This is a genomic window from Salinicola sp. JS01 (assembly GCF_030284585.1).
Classification (GTDB): domain Bacteria; phylum Pseudomonadota; class Gammaproteobacteria; order Pseudomonadales; family Halomonadaceae; genus Salinicola.
In genome coordinates, this window is record NZ_CP127244.1 from 3,602,722 (window position 1) to 3,618,426 (window position 15,705).

The 15,705-nt window shown below is 65.7% G+C and carries 11 protein-coding genes; 2 read left to right on the plus strand and 9 right to left on the minus strand.

What is annotated here, in order from left to right; translation table 11 throughout:
- Positions 1-66: 66 nt before the first annotated feature.
- From cml to QO259_RS16345, 5 genes are all read right to left on the minus strand, one after another.
- Positions 67-1,281, minus strand: a complete 1,215-nt coding sequence (gene cml, locus QO259_RS16325) for a CmlA/FloR family chloramphenicol efflux MFS transporter (RefSeq protein ID WP_285950756.1) — start codon at positions 1,279-1,281, stop codon at positions 67-69.
- A 359-nt stretch (positions 1,282-1,640) separates the two neighbouring features.
- Positions 1,641-2,876, minus strand: a complete 1,236-nt coding sequence (gene zigA, locus QO259_RS16330; RefSeq protein WP_233076895.1) for a zinc metallochaperone GTPase ZigA — start codon at positions 2,874-2,876, stop codon at positions 1,641-1,643.
- Positions 2,877-2,925: 49 nt separating this feature from the next.
- Entirely contained in the window at positions 2,926-3,357 is a 432-nt protein-coding gene (gene dksA / locus QO259_RS16335; protein WP_035475089.1) for an RNA polymerase-binding protein DksA, read from the minus strand.
- Positions 3,358-3,601: 244 nt separating this feature from the next.
- On the minus strand, positions 3,602-4,636 hold the full coding sequence (locus QO259_RS16340; RefSeq protein WP_035475091.1) for a CNNM domain-containing protein: 1,035 nt from the start codon (positions 4,634-4,636) through the stop codon (positions 3,602-3,604).
- A 111-nt stretch (positions 4,637-4,747) separates the two neighbouring features.
- Complete coding sequence (locus QO259_RS16345) at positions 4,748-5,236, minus strand: pyridoxamine 5'-phosphate oxidase family protein (protein ID WP_285950757.1); 489 nt, start codon at positions 5,234-5,236, stop codon at positions 4,748-4,750.
- Between the two features lie 173 nt (positions 5,237-5,409).
- On the opposite strand from QO259_RS16345, the gene stpA reads away from it, so the two are divergent.
- A complete protein-coding gene (stpA, locus tag QO259_RS16350) occupies positions 5,410-6,789 on the plus strand; it encodes a glucosylglycerol 3-phosphatase (protein WP_285950758.1) in 1,380 nt (459 codons plus the stop codon).
- On the opposite strand, the gene QO259_RS16355 is transcribed toward stpA, so the two are convergent.
- On the minus strand, positions 6,786-8,885 hold the full coding sequence (locus QO259_RS16355) for a methyl-accepting chemotaxis protein (RefSeq protein ID WP_285950759.1): 2,100 nt from the start codon (positions 8,883-8,885) through the stop codon (positions 6,786-6,788). The genes stpA and QO259_RS16355 overlap by 4 nt on opposite strands.
- A 142-nt stretch (positions 8,886-9,027) precedes the next feature.
- On the opposite strand from QO259_RS16355, the gene QO259_RS16360 reads away from it, so the two are divergent.
- Entirely contained in the window at positions 9,028-9,243 is a 216-nt protein-coding gene (locus QO259_RS16360) for a hypothetical protein (RefSeq protein WP_285950760.1), read from the plus strand.
- Here QO259_RS16360 and QO259_RS16365 read toward each other — a convergent pair.
- The 3 genes from QO259_RS16365 to pgm all read right to left on the minus strand — a co-directional run bounded on the left by QO259_RS16365 (position 9,221) and on the right by pgm (position 15,646).
- Positions 9,221-11,308, minus strand: a complete 2,088-nt coding sequence (locus QO259_RS16365; protein ID WP_285950761.1) for a methyl-accepting chemotaxis protein — start codon at positions 11,306-11,308, stop codon at positions 9,221-9,223. The two genes, QO259_RS16360 and QO259_RS16365, sit on opposite strands and share 23 nt — an antisense overlap.
- Before the next feature lie 343 nt (positions 11,309-11,651).
- Positions 11,652-13,739, minus strand: coding sequence for a methyl-accepting chemotaxis protein (locus tag QO259_RS16370; protein WP_285950762.1), 2,088 nt, complete (start codon positions 13,737-13,739; stop codon positions 11,652-11,654).
- A gap of 242 nt (positions 13,740-13,981) precedes the next feature.
- Positions 13,982-15,646, minus strand: a complete 1,665-nt coding sequence (gene pgm / locus QO259_RS16375) for a phosphoglucomutase (alpha-D-glucose-1,6-bisphosphate-dependent) (protein WP_285950763.1) — start codon at positions 15,644-15,646, stop codon at positions 13,982-13,984.
- Positions 15,647-15,705 lie beyond the last annotated feature (59 nt).

Below are 15,705 nucleotides of genomic sequence, written 5' to 3' on the forward strand. Positions count from 1 at the left end.
TGCCTCGCATTACCTGATGCGGTATGCGCCACGCCGGTCGAGCAATGGCCCATCGACCGAGAGTTGTCAGTCAGGTGTAGATCCCTTAGCGACGGCGTCACGCAGTCGGAGCAGCGCCAACCCCGCCGACACCAACAGCGCCATCGTCGTGGCATAACAGATCAACGGCCATGCCGTATCTCCGTTCAGCAGGATGATTGACAGCGTGCCCGCGAAACTGACGATCAGACTCTGGATACAGAAGTAGAGAGCGACTGCCGTTCCCGCGATATCGTCAAACGCCCCGAGTGCGCCGTTGGCGGTAACGGATACCGTGCAGACGATCCCGATCGCCATCACCCACATAGGCACGATGAGCGTGAAGAACGAGGGTTCCCAACAGAGCTCCCCCACGCTCAGCAGCAGCGCACCACCTATCAGCAGAGCCATTCCGCGTAATACGCAACCCACATTTCCCCATTGGGTGACGAAGGACCGGATGCATCGCGTGGTCAAGACCATGACGAGCGCAACGCTCGAAAAAGTCAGACTGAATTCGATCCCCGAATAACCAGCGCGGTCCATGAGCATACGCGGGGCCGTTGAGAAGAAGACGAAGAAGCTCCCCATCCCAGCGCTGAAACCAAGCGTGTAAACCCAGAAATCGAGACTCTCGAGGATCGAGGACAGGGACCGGGATGCCTCGACTCTGGGCTCCGGGCGTGTCTCGTGCCATCGCATGCCGGCATGCATCAGAGCCACCAGTGCCAGCACGGCCAGCAGCACGAATATCATCCGCCATCCCAGATACCGACCGACAACGGCACCAACGATGGGGCCAAGCGTAGGGACGAAGGCAAGCGCTGCACTCAATAGCCCGTAGATGACGGTACCTTCTGGTCGCCTCGCGTACACATCGCGAATCGTCGCGAATGTCGCTACCAACATTGCCGAGGCGCCGAATGCCTGCAACAGACGGAAGGTGACAAAGGGAGTCGCCGTGTCAGAAAACGCAGCACCCAGAGACGCCATGGCGAAGATGGCGCCCCCGGCCAGCAGGACCGGCCGTCGCCCGAGACGATCCGATATCGGCCCGAAAATCATTTGCCCCACACCGAGCAGCGCCATGTAGAGGCTCAGTGTCAGTTGGATCACATCAGGCGTCGTATCCAGCAGACCGGGCATGGCCGGGACCACCGGAAGATAAATATCCATCGCCAGAGAAGCGAGAATGTCGAAAGGCGCCATCAGCAGCAGGGCTGCCGGTAACGTATGCCGCCACGCAGAGGGAGGTTGAGTCATGACGAATCACCGCTCGATCGAGAATATCGGGCGGCATCTGCTCGTCATCCATCAGGCAGGATCGATCTCGCAGAGTGCCGCAACAACTACAGACGTTGTTGCGGCTCAGTTCTCTGCAGTAATGCTGGCTCCCATCGTCTTTCCCTGCGCAAGCCGTTACCAGGACACGGTTCGAGCCTATGTGATCCTTCCAGCCGTAGCAATGTCTGGTCTTATGACGGCCATCAAGAGAGACACAGCATCCCCCACCTATAGAGAGCACATGCCATCGGCCCCCGGGCGACACAAAAAACCCCGGCCGTCGGGCCGGGGAAGACTCTGGTGGAGACCAGACCACAGAGAGGGGCTGGGCGCGTCGCTCAGGCGGCGACACCCCAGTCGGGAAAGGGGTCGGGCAGGCTTTTCCAGTACGCCTTGCCGCGGGCCAGCTCGTCGTCATCGAGCAGGCAGGCTTCCAGGCGGCGGCGGATGCCCGCCACGTCGAGCCCCTGGCCGATGAACACCAGCTCCTGGCGCATGTCGCCGAACGGCTCTTCCCATTTTTCCCGGATCGAGGCGAGATATTCCGGGTCCTGGGGCCAGCGCGACTCGGGCACCGCCCGCCAGAACAGACCGGCGAAGCCGTGGTGGGCGATGCCGCCGGCCTGGCTCCACTGGCCGGCGAACTCGGGGCGGCTCGCCAGCCAGAAGAAGCCCTTGGAGCGCAGCAGGCGGCCGTCACCCCAGTCACCGTGCAGCAGTTCGAAGAAGCGCTGCGGGTGGAACGGGCGGCGCGCTTCAAAGCTGAAGCTGCTGATGCCGTACTCCTCGGTCTCGGGGACATGCTCGCCTCGCAGCTCCTTGAGCCAGCCGGGGGCGAGCTGGGCCTTCTCGAAACTGAAGCGGCCGGTATCGAGCACCCGATCCAGGGCGATCTGGCCGTGGCTGATGGCGTGGATCTCGGCATCCGGGTTGAGGGTTCTGAGCACCGCCTCGACCTCGGCGAGCTGGGCAGCGTCGATCAGGTCGCTCTTGGAGATCAGCAGCACGTCGCAGAACTCGATCTGGTCGACCAGCAGGTCGGCGACGTTACGCTCGTCCTCCTCACCCAGGCTTTCACCGGCCTCGGCCAGCGATTTGGCTTCGTAGTACTGGGTCAGGAAGTTGGCCCCGTCGACCACCGTGACCAGGGTATCCAGGCGCGCCACCTGCGACAGGCTGCGGCCCTGCTCATCCTCGAAGGTGAAGGTCTCGGCCACCGGCAGCGGCTCGGAAATGCCGGTGGATTCGATCACCAGATAGTCGAAGCGCCCCTCCTCGGCGAGGCGGTTCACCTCGATCAGCAGATCTTCGCGCAGGGTGCAGCAGATGCAGCCATTGCTCATCTCGACCAGCTTCTCTTCGGCGCGGTTGAGATCGACTTCACGCTCGACCAGAGCGGCATCGATATTGATCTCGCTCATGTCGTTGACGATCACCGCGATACGGCGGCCGTCACGGTTGTTGAGCAGATGGTTGAGCAGCGTGGTCTTGCCGGCGCCGAGAAAGCCGGACAGTACGGTAACGGGAAGCGGCTTCGCCATGGGGCGCGAGCCGGCCGGTATGATGTCATTCATGGTCGTTTCCTCACGGCATCGGTCATTGCCAGGGTACGGCGATACAGGGTCAGGCACTGCGACGCTTGGCATAGTGGTGTTCGCGCTGCTCCTGGCGCTCCTTGGCCTCCAGGCAGAGTGTGGCGGTGGGCCGCAGCAGCAGGCGCTTCAGCCCGATGGGCTGGCCGGTCTCGTCGCAGAAGCCGTAGTCGCCGGACTCGATACGCTTGAGCGCCGCCGCGATCTTGCGCAGCAGCCGGGTTTCACGATCGGCCTGACGCAGCAGCAGGCTAAGCGTCTCTTCATTGGCGGCGAGATCGGCATCGTCGCCGTCACCGCGGCTGTCGACGATGATCGCGCGGGTCTCCGCCAGAGCGGTGGCAAGCGTCTCACGCTCGCGTTCGAGCCGGCGCTGGAAGAACGCCAGCTGGGCCTCGTTCATGTAGTCCGCTGCCGGCATCGCCAGTAGCTGCGCCTCGTCTTCGATCGGTAATAGCGCCATGACCCTCTCCAGGCTTGGCGGCAGACCGCTGTCGGCCCGCGCGATGCTATTTATGTTATAACATAACAATTCAACGGCCAAGCGTAAAGCCGGCAGTCGCGCGCCACCGTGCGTCACACCGACGAGATAGCGTGAGGCGGGGCCTGGCCGGGGCGCCTGTCACGGGGCCGAAAAAAGGGGCGTCCAGGACGCCCCTCTCTTCTCGCGCTTGCGCTGACGTTGCCAGCGCCATCCACCACCGGCTTCAGCCCGGCGGCTGGGCGGATTCGCCGCGCTTGATTCGTTTCAGCCAGCGCTGCTTGGCGTACTTGCGCAGGTTATGCACGTTATCGGTCTCATCGACGATGTCCTGGCCCAGAATCGTCTCGATCACGTCTTCCATGGTGATCAACCCGACCCAGCTACCGTGATCGTCGTAGACCACGCGCAGGTGGTTGTGATCCTTGAGCATGGCGGCGAAGACATGCTCGACACTGTCGTTCTCGTCGACCATCGCGATCGGGTGCATCAGCGCCTTGAGCCGCTGCTCGTCCTCGGCGTGGTAGGTGTCGGCCTTGTGCACGTAGCCCAGCGCATGCTCGGCACCATCCATCACCGGGAAGCGGGTGAACTGGGTCTTGCCGTAGTCGCGGTCGAACTCCGCCACGCTCATGTCCGGCGCCACCGTCATGCACACGGTGCGCGGGGTCATCACCCGCTTCAGCGGAATCTCGTGGAGGTTGAGAATATTGGTGATGGTGCGCGTCTCGTCGGCATCCAGCGCCTTGCCTTCGAGACCGATCCTGGCCAGCGCCTTGATCTCCCCGCGCATGTCGACATCGCCCTCGTTCTTGGCGATGCGGTTGGTGATCATCTCCGACAGCCAGATGAACGGCAGCAGCAGCCACACCATGAACTTGAGTATCCGCGGCAGCATCGGCGCCAGCGCGCGCCAGTAGGTGGCGCCGATGGTCTTGGGGATGATCTCGGAAAACACCAGGATGCCCAGAGTCATCAGCGCCGAGGCAATGGCCACGTGGGCATCGCCGAACACCACCGCCACCTGGGCACCGACCCCGGTCGCACCGACCGTATGGGCGATGGTATTGAGCGTCAGGATCGCCGCCAGCGGGCGGTCGATATTGGACTTGAGCGCATTGAGCGAGTCGTGCAGCTTGGGCCGCGTGTCCTGAAGCTGCGCGATATAGCTGGGCGTCAGCGACAGCAGCGCGGCCTCGAGAATCGAGCACAGAAACGAGAAGCCGATGGAGAGAACGACGAAAGCCGTCAGCAGGAGCATGGGGGTTCGCTATGTGACCAGTGAGCGCTCTTTATCGGGACTTGGGCGGACCGTGTCAAGGCGGCAGGATGTCGCCGCCGCCGAGCGCACGGCGACGGCCCCCGGCCACGCTCAGTGGCCGAATTTCTCGTTCTCGCCCATATCGGGCTTGTGGTCCTTCTTCACGTTGGCCTTGGCGATCTCGTAGAGCTGGAAGGCCTTGCTCTCGCGCGACTGCCAGTGCTCGCCGAAGTCGATGTCGATCTCCAGCATGGCGATATCGTCATCCTCGCGACCGCCCTCGAACCAGGCCGCCACGAACGGGTTCCAGTACTTGTCGATCAGCTCGGCATCGTCGCGCAGACGCGCCTTGCCCGACATCGACACGTAGACCCCGTGCTTCTGATCGGAGAAGGTGATGCAAACGTCGCGGTCGCTCTGCGCCTCGAACGCCTTCTCGGCGCTACGCCGGGTGTAGAACCAGAGCGTGCCATCGTAAGCATCCTGGACCAGATGCATGGGGCGGGCGCGGGGGGTGCCGTCATCGAGGGTCACCAGCATGCCGACCTTGATATCGTCGATCAGCTGCCAGATCTTCTGCTTGTGTTCGGGGCTGGACATCCTTGCCTCCTGTCACCGTGGGGGTCCGCAAGCGAACCGAAGAACACGCCATCCGGGCGTGGCCGCCGAAGGCTCGGCGGCTCCTTGAGCCTAGTTGCGCGGCGCCGGCTAAGCAAAGTCCGCCGTACCCCCGGGCTGAGCCCCAGCGCGGTGGGGGCTATACTCGAACCATCGTGTTTGCCGCACCGTGCCTGGCGCTCGCGATCAGGCCACGCATCGACCTCGGAGCCCACCCACGCCATGACCGACCCGCAGACTCCCAGCGCCGCGCTGTCTCTCACCCCCGCCCCTTAGCGCTCGACCACGCCGAGCTGGGCCGGGCTCTGGCGGGGAGTGCCGATCTACTGATCATCCAGGATCTCGACGGCGTCTGCATGGGGCTGGTGGACGACCCGCTGACCCGGCATCTGCCGCGCCGCTATGTGGAAGCCGCCGGCGAGCTGGCGGGGCACTTCTTCGTGCTCACCAATGGCGAGCACGTCGGCACTCGTGGCGTCAATGCGCTGGTGGAGGCGAACTTCGACGACCCCGCCGAGGCGCGCCATCGCGGCTGCTACCTGCCCGGGCTGGCCGCCGGCGGGGTCCAGTGGCAGGACCGTTTCGGACGCGTGTCACACCCCGGCGTCAGCGCCGCCGAGCTCGACTTTCTGGCCAGCTTTGCGGCTGCGGCCGAGACTTTTCTCGACCACTGCCTGGCTGGCCCGCCCTTCGCGCTGGACGCTGCGACGCGAGCGCCGCTGATCGCCGCTGCCGTGCTCGACAACCTCGCCTCACCGACGCTCAACCTCAATGTCTTCCGGCGCCACTGGCAGGCAACGCCCGAGCGCTACTGGCAACTGCAGGAGGCGGTGGTGGACTTCATGCAGGCGCGTCTGGCAGCGGCCGCGGCGGCAGGGCTCGAGGACGCCTTCTTCATCCACTATGCGCCCAACGCCGGACGCGACGACTCAGGCCAGGAGCGCCCGCGCCTGGGCACCGCGGAAGGCACTACCGACTTCCAGTTGATGCTGCGCGGCGCGGTCAAGGAGAGCGGCGTGCTGGCGATCCTCAATCGCTACTACCAGGCACGTACCGGAGTGGCGCCGCTGGGGGAGACGTTCGATGCACGCCAGGCCCCACGCGAGCCGCAGGCGCTGCTGACGCTGGCGCGTGGGCACTTCGATCCGGCGCTGATGCCGACGATCGTCGGGGTCGGTGACACGCTCACCTCGGTCAGCACCGGCGAGGGCGACCCCCCACAGCGGGGCGGCAGCGATCGTGGTTTCCTGACCCTGGTGCAGCAGTTGGGGCGCGCCTTCACGCGCCCCAACCGGGTGCTGTTCGTCGACAGCAGCGGAGGCGAGGTGGCGCGCGCCCGGGTCGACGCCGAACGGCTGGCGCGTCACGCCAGCGACCCCAGCGTCTCACCGTGGCCGGCGCTGGCCGGCATCAGCGACCCCGACGACCCGCTCCGCCTCGATGTGATCTTTTCCGGCGGCCATACCGAATATGTCGACTTCTTCTGCGAGCTGGCCCGGCAGCGCCGGGCCAGCAATCCCGCGCCCCAGGTCTAGTGATCCAGGGCCAGGGCCGGCCGCCTGGCACCACCACTGTCATCCAGGGTGAAGGCGCCCACCGTCTCGGCCAGGCGCTGCGACTCCTGCTGCAGCGCGACGGCGGCGGTGGCGGTCTGCTGCACCATGGCGGCGTTCTGCTGGGTCACGCTGTCGAGCTCGGCGACCGCCAGATTGACCTGCCCGATGCCCTGGCTCTGCTCGCTGGTGGCTGCGGTGATCTCACCCAGCACGCCGTTGACCCGGGCGATACTGGCGACGATCTCGTCCATCGCCGCACCGGCATCGCGCACCCGCTGCGCGCCTAGTTGCGTGCGCTCGGCGGAGGCGTCGATCAGCGTCTTGATCTGCTGCGCCGCGTTCGCGCTGCGGCTGGCGAGATTGCGCACTTCCTGCGCCACTACCGCGAAGCCGCGACCGTTCTCGCCGGCACGCGCCGCCTCGACCGAGGCGTTGAGCGCCAGCAGGTTGGTCTGGAAGGCGATGCTGTCCATGGTGGTGACGATCTCGGCGATCTGACGCGACGAGGTCTCGATCTCGTCCATGGTCTGAACCACGCTGGAGACCACTTCACCGCCACGCTGGGCCGCCTCGGTGGCCGAGACGGCCAGCTTGTCGACCTCGCGCGCCGAGTGCGCGGTATGCTCCACGGTGCCGGTGATCTGCTCGATCGAGGCCGAGGTCTGCTGCAGGCTCGCCGCCATCGAGTCGGTACGCCGCGACAGATCCTCGCTGCCGCTGGCGATCTCCAGAGAGGCACTCTTGACCGAGTCGCTGCTGTCGCGCACCTCGATCAGCACCTGCTGCATCTTCTCGGCGAAGGCGTTGAACTGGAGCGCCAGCTCGGCGCTCTCGTTGCGCCCGCTTACCGGCAGCCGCTGGGTCAGGTCGCCGTCACCGGAGGCGATCTCCTGCATGCGCTGCGCCAGCAGCTGAAGCGGCCGCGACAGGCTGCCGCCGAGCAGCCAGCTCACGAGCAGCCCCAGCGCGGCCAGCCCGGCACCGACCGCAAGCATCGCCAGGGTGTCGTGATGACGCTGAGCGGCGAGCTGCTGCTGGAGGTCGTTGATACCGGCCATGGCCACGCTCTCGGGCAGGCGGATCATCAGTATCCAGGGCTTGCCGTCGGCCGAGCCGGCATGGAACGGCCACGCCATCTCGATCTGGCCGCCCTCTTCACGCAGCGCCGGCTGGCCCTGGCGCGCCTGATCGAGCAGCGCATTGGTGCTGGCATCGAACACCTCGGCGGCCGGCTTGCCCATGGCTTCGGGGTCATCGGTGTAGGCGGTGATCCCACCGCGCGGGGCGACCAGCGTCCAGTCACCGGCGCCGTCGTAAAGAGCCTGACTGTTCTGCTTCAGCAGGCCCTGGATGAAGCCGACCGAGAAATCGACCCCGGCGCTGCCGCGGAACTCGCCGTCGACCAGAATAGGCACGTTGAACGAGGTCACCATCTGCCTCTTGCCGTTGATTTCGTAAGCCGCCGGGTCGGTAATGCAGACCTTGTGAGTCTCCTTGGGACAGAGATAAAAGCCACCTTCGCGTGATCCGTTCGGCATCACCTTGGTGCTTTCCATGATCTCAGCGCCCATCGGCATCACCGCGACCTTGCCGTCGTCGGTGCGATACCACAACGGCATGAAGCGCCCATCCTTACCGTAGCCGGCGTCCTCGCGGCCCTGATAATAGGTGTCGTTGCCGAAGGCGTTGGGCTCCCAGCCAACGTAAGCGTCGAGCAGATCGGAATTGTCGATCACCGTCTGGCGCGCCAGATTGGAGAGCTCGTCGCGGCTCAACGACAGTCGTGTACGGCCCTGGTCGTCGACCGCGCCCATCAACGCGTTGGTATTGGCAAGCGAGCGCGCCAAGGTCAGGGCGTGATCGAGCTTGGCCTGGATATGTTCCGCCTCCCGCCCGGCCACCGCACTCAGGCGCTCACGGATACTCGTTGTCAGCAACGTATCGGTGCGCGCGTCTACCAGCGCCTGCGAACGCGCATTGGCATAGATGGTGTATCCCACCAGCGCCGCGACCACGAAGACGATACACGTCCCCACCAGCAGTGTGACCAACGTACGTATGGATTTGAAATGCATGAAATAAGTCCCCCAGCGGCCGGAAATGGCAACGATGGCACCACGCCCGACCGGCTAGCGCCGCTCGAGTAGGTTCTTGGTCTCACCTGGTACCGACCAGATCGGCCCGAGTCATCGCACCGGGAATGCACGCGGCGGCACCTTGAAAGATATCGCCGCAGGCAATGAAAACTTTAGTTACATATCGACTAAAGAAAGAAACAAAAAAGGGCTGAAGACCACCGGGGCACCCGCCCCGGCCATCTCGCCCTTTTCATTGTTGAGCTTTCGATTTTCAGTGCTTTCGATTTCAGTGCTGGCCGTGTCGGTCACGGCCTGCCCGTTCAACGGCCAGCTCAGCTCAACGCCGGCCGCCTGACACCGCCGGTGTCATCCAGGGTGAACGCCCCCACCGTCTCGGCCAGGCGCTGCGACTCCTGCTGCAGCGCGGCGGCGGCGGTGGCGGTCTGCTGCACCATGGCGGCGTTCTGCTGGGTCACGCTGTCGAGCTCGGCCACCGCCAGATTGACCTGGCCAATGCCCTGGCTCTGCTCGCCGGTGGCTGCGGTGATCTCGCCCAGCACGCCGTTGACCCGGGCGATACTGGCGACGATCTCGTCCATCGCCGCGCCGGCGTCGCGCACCCGCTGCGCACCTAGTTGCGTGCGCTCGGCGGAGGCGTCGATCAGCGTCTTGATCTGCTGCGCCGCATCCGCGCTGCGGCTGGCGAGATTGCGCACTTCCTGCGCCACCACCGCGAAGCCGCGGCCATTCTCGCCGGCACGAGCCGCCTCGACCGAGGCGTTGAGCGCCAGCAGGTTGGTCTGGAAGGAGATGCTATCCATGGTGCTGACGATCTCGGCGATCTGACGCGACGAGGTTTCGATCTCGTCCATGGTCTGGACCACGCTGGAGACCACCTCACCACCGCGCTGGGCCGCCTCGGTGGCCGAGACCGCCAGCTTGTCGACCTCGCGCGCCGAGTGCGCGGTGTGCTCCACGGTGCCGGTGATCTCCTCGATCGAAGCCGAGGTCTGCTGCAGGCTCGCCGCCATCGAGTCGGTACGCCGCGACAGATCCTCACTGCCGCTGGCGATCTCCTGCGAGGCGTGCTTGACCGAGTCGCTGCTGTCGCGCACCTCGATCAGCACCTGCTGCATCTTCTCGGCGAAGGCGTTGAACTGGACCGCCAGTTCGGCGCTTTCGTTGCGCCCGCGTACCGGCAGCCGCTGGGTCAGGTCGCCGTCGCCGGAGGCGATCTCGCGCATGCGCTGCGCCAGCAGCCTGAGCGGCCGAGACAGGCTGCCGCCGAGCAGCCAGCTCACGATCAGCCCCAGCGCGGCCAGCCCGGCGCCCACCGCGATCATCGCCAGGGTGTCGTGATGACGCTGGGCGGCGAGCTTTTGCTGCAGGTCGGTGAGCCCGGCCATGGCCACGCTTTCGGGCAGGCGGATCATCACGATCCAGGGCTTGCCGTCGGCCGGGCCGACATGGAACGGCCATGCCATCTCGATCTGGCCGGCGTTCTCACGCAGCGTCGGCTGGCCCTGGCGCGCCTGGTCGAGCAGCGCATTGATGCTGGCATCGAACACCTCGGCGGCCGGCTTGCCCACCGCCTTGGGATCGGTGGTGTTGGCGGTGACTCCACCGCGCGGAGCGATCAGCGTCCAGTCGCCGGCGCCATCGTAGAGTGCGCGGCTGGCATCTTTCAGCAGGCCCTGGATAAAGTCGACCGAGAAGTCGACCCCGGCGGTACCGCGGAACTCACCGTCGACCAGAATCGGCACGTTGAACGAGGTCACCATCAGCGTCTGGCCGTTGTAGTCGAAGGGGTGCGGGTCGACCACACAGGGTTTCAGAGTCTCTTTGGGACACAGATAGTACTCGCCCTCACGGATGCCGCCCGGGATCGGCTTTTCACTCTCCATCGAGCTGCCGAGTCCAAGCACCGCGATGTTGCCGTCGGCAGTGCGGTACCACCACGGCATGAAGCGCCCATCCTTACCGTAGCCGGCATCTTCGCGGCCCTGATAATAGGCGTCGTTGCCGAAGGCGTTGGGCTCCCAGCCGATGAAGGCGTCGAGCAGGTCAGGGTTGTCGACCACCGTCTGACGCACCAAGTTGGAGAGCTCGTCGCGGCTCAGCGAGAGCCGGCGCCGGCCCTGGTCGTCTACCGCGCCCATCAGCGCATTGGTATTGGCGAGCGAGTGCGCCAGGGTCAGGGCGTGCTCGAGACGCGCCTCGATACGCTCGGCTTCGCGCCCGGCCACCGCACCCAGGCGCTGACGAATACTCGCGGTCAAGAGTTCATCGGTGCGCGCATCCATCAGTGCCTGCGAACGCGCGTTGGCGTAGACGGTGTAAGTCACCATGGCCGCGACCACGAAGACGATGCACGCTCCTACCAGCAGCGTGACCAGCGTACGTATGGATTTGAAGTGCATAAGAGAGTCCCCCGGAAAGGCAGTAGCCCGTGGTGCGACGGTCGCTCGGCTTACACCGCTCGAATCAGCTTGTTTTTTTGAGATTGTCTGGCACCGCGCGGACTGGCCCCCGAATCACCTCTCGGAGCACCAACACGGCGACGTATTCAGGGATATCGCCGTGGCCGAAGGAAACTTTAGACGCCGCTTGAGTAAACGGAGGGCGACAACGACATACCGCTACGACCGGGGCACCCGCCCCGGCCATCTCGCCCTTTTCACTGTTCAGAGCTTTCGATTTTCAGTGCTTTCAATTTTCAGTGCTGGCCGTGTCGATTAACGGCCTGCCCGTTCAACGGCCAGATCAGCTCAACGCCGGCCGCCTGACACCGCCGGTGTCATCCAGGGTGAACGCCCCCACCGTCTCGGCCAGACGCTGCGACTCCTGCTGCAGCGCGGCGGCGGCGGCAGCGGTCTGCTGCACCATGGCGGCGTTCTGCTGGGTCACGCTGTCGAGCTCGGCCACCGCCAGATTGACCTGGCCAATGCCCTGGCTCTGTTCGCCGGTGGCTGCGGTGATCTCGCCCAGCACGCCGTTGACCCGGGCGATGCTGGCGACGATCTCGTCCATCGCCGCGCCGGCATTGCGCACCCGCTGAGCGCCTAGTTGCGTGCGCTCGGCGGAGGCATCGATCAGCGTCTTGATCTGCTGCGCCGCGTTCGCGCTGCGGCTGGCGAGATTGCGCACTTCCTGCGCCACCACCGCGAAGCCGCGGCCATTCTCGCCGGCACGAGCCGCCTCGACCGAGGCGTTGAGCGCCAGCAGGTTGGTCTGGAAGGAGATGCTATCCATGGTGCTGACGATCTCGGCGATCTGACGCGACGAGGTTTCGATCTCGTCCATGGTCTGGACCACGCTGGAGACCACCTCACCACCGCGCTGGGCCGCCTCGGTGGCCGAGACCGCCAGCTTGTCGACCTCGCGCGCCGAGTGCGCGGTGTGCTCCACGGTGCCGGTGATCTGCTCGATCGAAGCCGAGGTCTGCTGCAGGCTCGCCGCCATCGAGTCGGTACGCCGCGACAGATCCTCACTGCCGCTGGCGATCTCCAGCGAGGCGTGCTTGACCGAGTCGCTGCTGTCGCGCACCTCGATCAGCACCTGCTGCATCTTCTCGGCGAAGGCGTTGAACTGGACCGCCAGTTCGGCGCTTTCGTTGCGCCCGCGTACCGGCAGCCGCTGGGTCAGGTCGCCGTCGCCGGAGGCGATCTCGCGCATGCGCTGCGCCAGCAGCCTGAGCGGCCGAGACAGGCTGCCGCCGAGCAGCCAGCTCACGAGCAGCCCCAGCGCGGCCAGTCCGGCGCCCACTGCGAGCATCGCCAGGGTGTCGTGATGACGCTGGGCGGCGAGCTGTTGCTGCAGGTCGGTGAGCCCGGCCATGGCCACGCTCTCGGGCAGGCGGATCATCAGAACCCAGGGCTTGCCGTCGGCCGGGCCGACATGGAACGGCCACGCCATCTCGATCTGGCCGCCCTCTTCGCGCAGCGCTGGCTGGCCCTGGCGCGCCTGATCGAGCAGCGCATTGATGCTGGCATCGAACACCTCGGCGGCGTTCTTGCCCACCGCCTGGGGATCATCGGTATAGGCAGTAACTCCGCCGCGCGGGGCGACCAGCGTCCAGTCGCCGGCGCCGTCATAGAGCGCGCTGCTGGCGTCTTTCAGCAGGCCCTGGATGAAGTCGACCGAGAGATCGACCCCGGCGCTGCCGCGGAACTCACCATCGACCAGGATCGGTACGTTGAACGAGGTCACCATCAACGTCTTGCCGTTGTAGTCGTAAGGCGCCGGGTCGATGATGCAAGGCTTCAGGGTCTCCTTGGGGCAGAGGTAGTACTCGCCCTCACGGATCCCGCTCGGCAGCACCTGGGTGCTCTCCATGGTGTCACCCAGCGGCAGCACCGCGATCTTGCCGTCGGCGGTGCGATACCACCACGGCATGAAGCGCCCATCCTTGCCGAAGCCGGCGTCTCCGCGGCCCTGGTAATAGGTGTCGTTGCCGAAGGCGTTGGGCTCCCAGCCGATGAAGGCGTCGAGCAGGTCGGGGTTGTCGACCACCGTCTGGCGCACCAAGTTGGAAAGCTCGTCACGGCTCAGCGACAGCCGCCGACGGCCCTGATCGTCGACCGCCCCCATGAGTGCATTGGTATTGGCGAGCGAGCGCGCCAGGGTCAGGGCGTGCTCGAGCGGTGCCTCGATACGCTCGGCCTCGCGCCCGGCCACGGTCTTCAGGCGCTCGCGGATTCCTGTGGTCAGTAGCGTGTCGGTGCGCGCGTCCACCAGCGCCTGGGAACGCGCGTTGGCATAGACGGTGTAAGCCACCATGGCCGCAACCACGAAGACGATACACGCCCCCACCAACAGCGTGACCAGCGTACGTATGGACTTGAAATGCATGAGCGCTCCCCGATGGCGAAAGGCACCGCTCGACGAGCGGCAACGAATCGATTCACGGGGGTTATCGCCCGGGTCAGAGGCAACTTTAGGCAAAGGTGCACCACCGTCGCCACGGGATCACCCGGCGTCGCAGGCTACTTATCGTCTCAGACCACGCATCGTTTCAGGCCAAATATCGCCGCAGGCCACACATCGAGGGGGCGGCAACGGCGGCGGCGTGGCCGCCGCCGTTGCGCCTGGGCTCAGCCCGCCAGCACGGCGTCGACCAGCGCCTTGGCCTCTTGCTGGATACGCGCAAGATGCGCCTCGCCTTCGAAGCTCTCGGCGTAGATCTTGTAGACGTCCTCGGTACCCGAGGGGCGCGCGGCGAACCAGCCCGCCTCGGTGACCACCTTGAGTCCGCCGATGGCAGCGCCGTTGCCCGGCGCTTCGGTCAGCTTGCGCATGATCGGGTGGCCAGCCAGCGTCTCGGCGGTGACCTGCTCCGGCGACAGCTTGCCCAGCCGGGCCTTCTGCTCACGCGTGGCCGGGGCATCGACACGCTGGTAGACCGGCGCGCCGTAGCGTTCGGTCAGCGCCCGGTAGCGCTCGCCTGGGTCCTGCCCGGTGACCGCGGTGATCTCGGCGGCGAGCAGGCCGAGGATGATGCCATCCTTGTCGGTCGACCAGGGCTGGCCCTCCAGGGTCAGGAAGGAGGCCCCTGCGGACTCCTCGCCACCGAAGCCGAGACTGCCCTCGATCAGGCCATCGACGAACCACTTGAAGCCCACCGGCACTTCGTTGACCTCGCGCCCCAGGCCCTCGGCGACGCGATCGATCATCGACGACGACACCAGGGTCTTGCCGATGGCGGCCTTGTCCCCCCAGTGCGGGCGATGAGTGAACAGGTATTCGATGGCCACGGCGAGATAGTGGTTGGGATTCAAAAGCCCGGTGGAGCGGGCGACGATACCGTGGCGATCATGGTCGGTATCGCAGGCGAAGGAGACGTCGAAGCGATCCTTGTTCTCGATCAGCCCGGCCATGGCATGGGGCGAGGAGCAGTCCATGCGGATCTTGCCGTCCCAGTCCACGCGCATGAAGCGGAAGGTGGGGTCGACCGTGGTCGACATCACCTCCAGCGGCAGGTCGTACTTCTCGGCGATACGCGGCCAGTAGTGCACCCCGGCACCGCCCAGCGGATCGACCCCGAAGGTGAGCCCGGAATCGCGGATCGCGGCCATGTCGATGACCTTGTCGAGGCCGCCGACATAGCTCTCGATATAGTCGAAACGCTGGGTGGTCGGTGCCGCCAGCGCCTCGGCGTAGCTCACCCGCTGGACCTGGCGCAGGCCCTCGGCGAGATGCTCGTTGGCGCGCTCCTGGATCCACTTGGTGACCCCGGTATCGGCCGGACCGCCGTTGGTGGGGTTGTACTTGAAACCGCCATCCACCGGCGGGTTGTGCGACGGGGTGATGACGATGCCGTCGGCCAGGCCGTGGTGGCGGCCCTGGTTATAGAAGAGGATGGCGTTGGAGATCGCCGGGGTCGGGGTGTAGCCGGGCTCGAAGCCGGTCGCCTCGCAGCCAGCGTCGATCCGCACCGCCACGCGATTGGCGGCGAGCACCTCGAGTGCGGAAACGAACGCCGGCTCGGAGAGCGCGTGGGTGTCCATGCCGATGAACAACGGCCCATCGATGCCCTGGGCCTCACGGTACTCGCAGATCGCCTGGGTGGTGGCCAGGATGTGCCACTCGTTGAAGCTCAGCTTGAGCGACGAGCCGCGGTGACCGGAGGTTCCGAAGGCGACCTGCTGGGCCGGGTCATGGGCGTCGGGGCGTTCGCTATAGTAGCGCGAGACCAGCCGCGGCAGGTTGGCGAGGCTGTGCGGGTCCGGCAAGCGTCCTGCCTGGGGGTCGATACTCATCGTCGGTTCCTTTCGATGGCCTGGGATAGGGTCTGACATGCACGCGCCGGCCAGATTCC

Coding starts and splice junctions, on each gene's coding strand:
- cml (WP_285950756.1), bottom strand. CDS start 1,281: ATGACTCAACCTCCCTCTGCGTGGCGGCATACGTTACCGGCAGCCCTG.
- zigA (WP_233076895.1), bottom strand. CDS start 2,876: ATGAATGACATCATACCGGCCGGCTCGCGCCCCATGGCGAAGCCGCTT.
- dksA (WP_035475089.1), bottom strand. CDS start 3,357: ATGGCGCTATTACCGATCGAAGACGAGGCGCAGCTACTGGCGATGCCG.
- QO259_RS16340 (WP_035475091.1), bottom strand. CDS start 4,636: ATGCTCCTGCTGACGGCTTTCGTCGTTCTCTCCATCGGCTTCTCGTTT.
- QO259_RS16345 (WP_285950757.1), bottom strand. CDS start 5,236: ATGTCCAGCCCCGAACACAAGCAGAAGATCTGGCAGCTGATCGACGAT.
- QO259_RS16355 (WP_285950759.1), bottom strand. CDS start 8,885: ATGCATTTCAAATCCATACGTACGTTGGTCACACTGCTGGTGGGGACG.
- QO259_RS16365 (WP_285950761.1), bottom strand. CDS start 11,308: ATGCACTTCAAATCCATACGTACGCTGGTCACGCTGCTGGTAGGAGCG.
- QO259_RS16370 (WP_285950762.1), bottom strand. CDS start 13,739: ATGCATTTCAAGTCCATACGTACGCTGGTCACGCTGTTGGTGGGGGCG.
- pgm (WP_285950763.1), bottom strand. CDS start 15,646: ATGAGTATCGACCCCCAGGCAGGACGCTTGCCGGACCCGCACAGCCTC.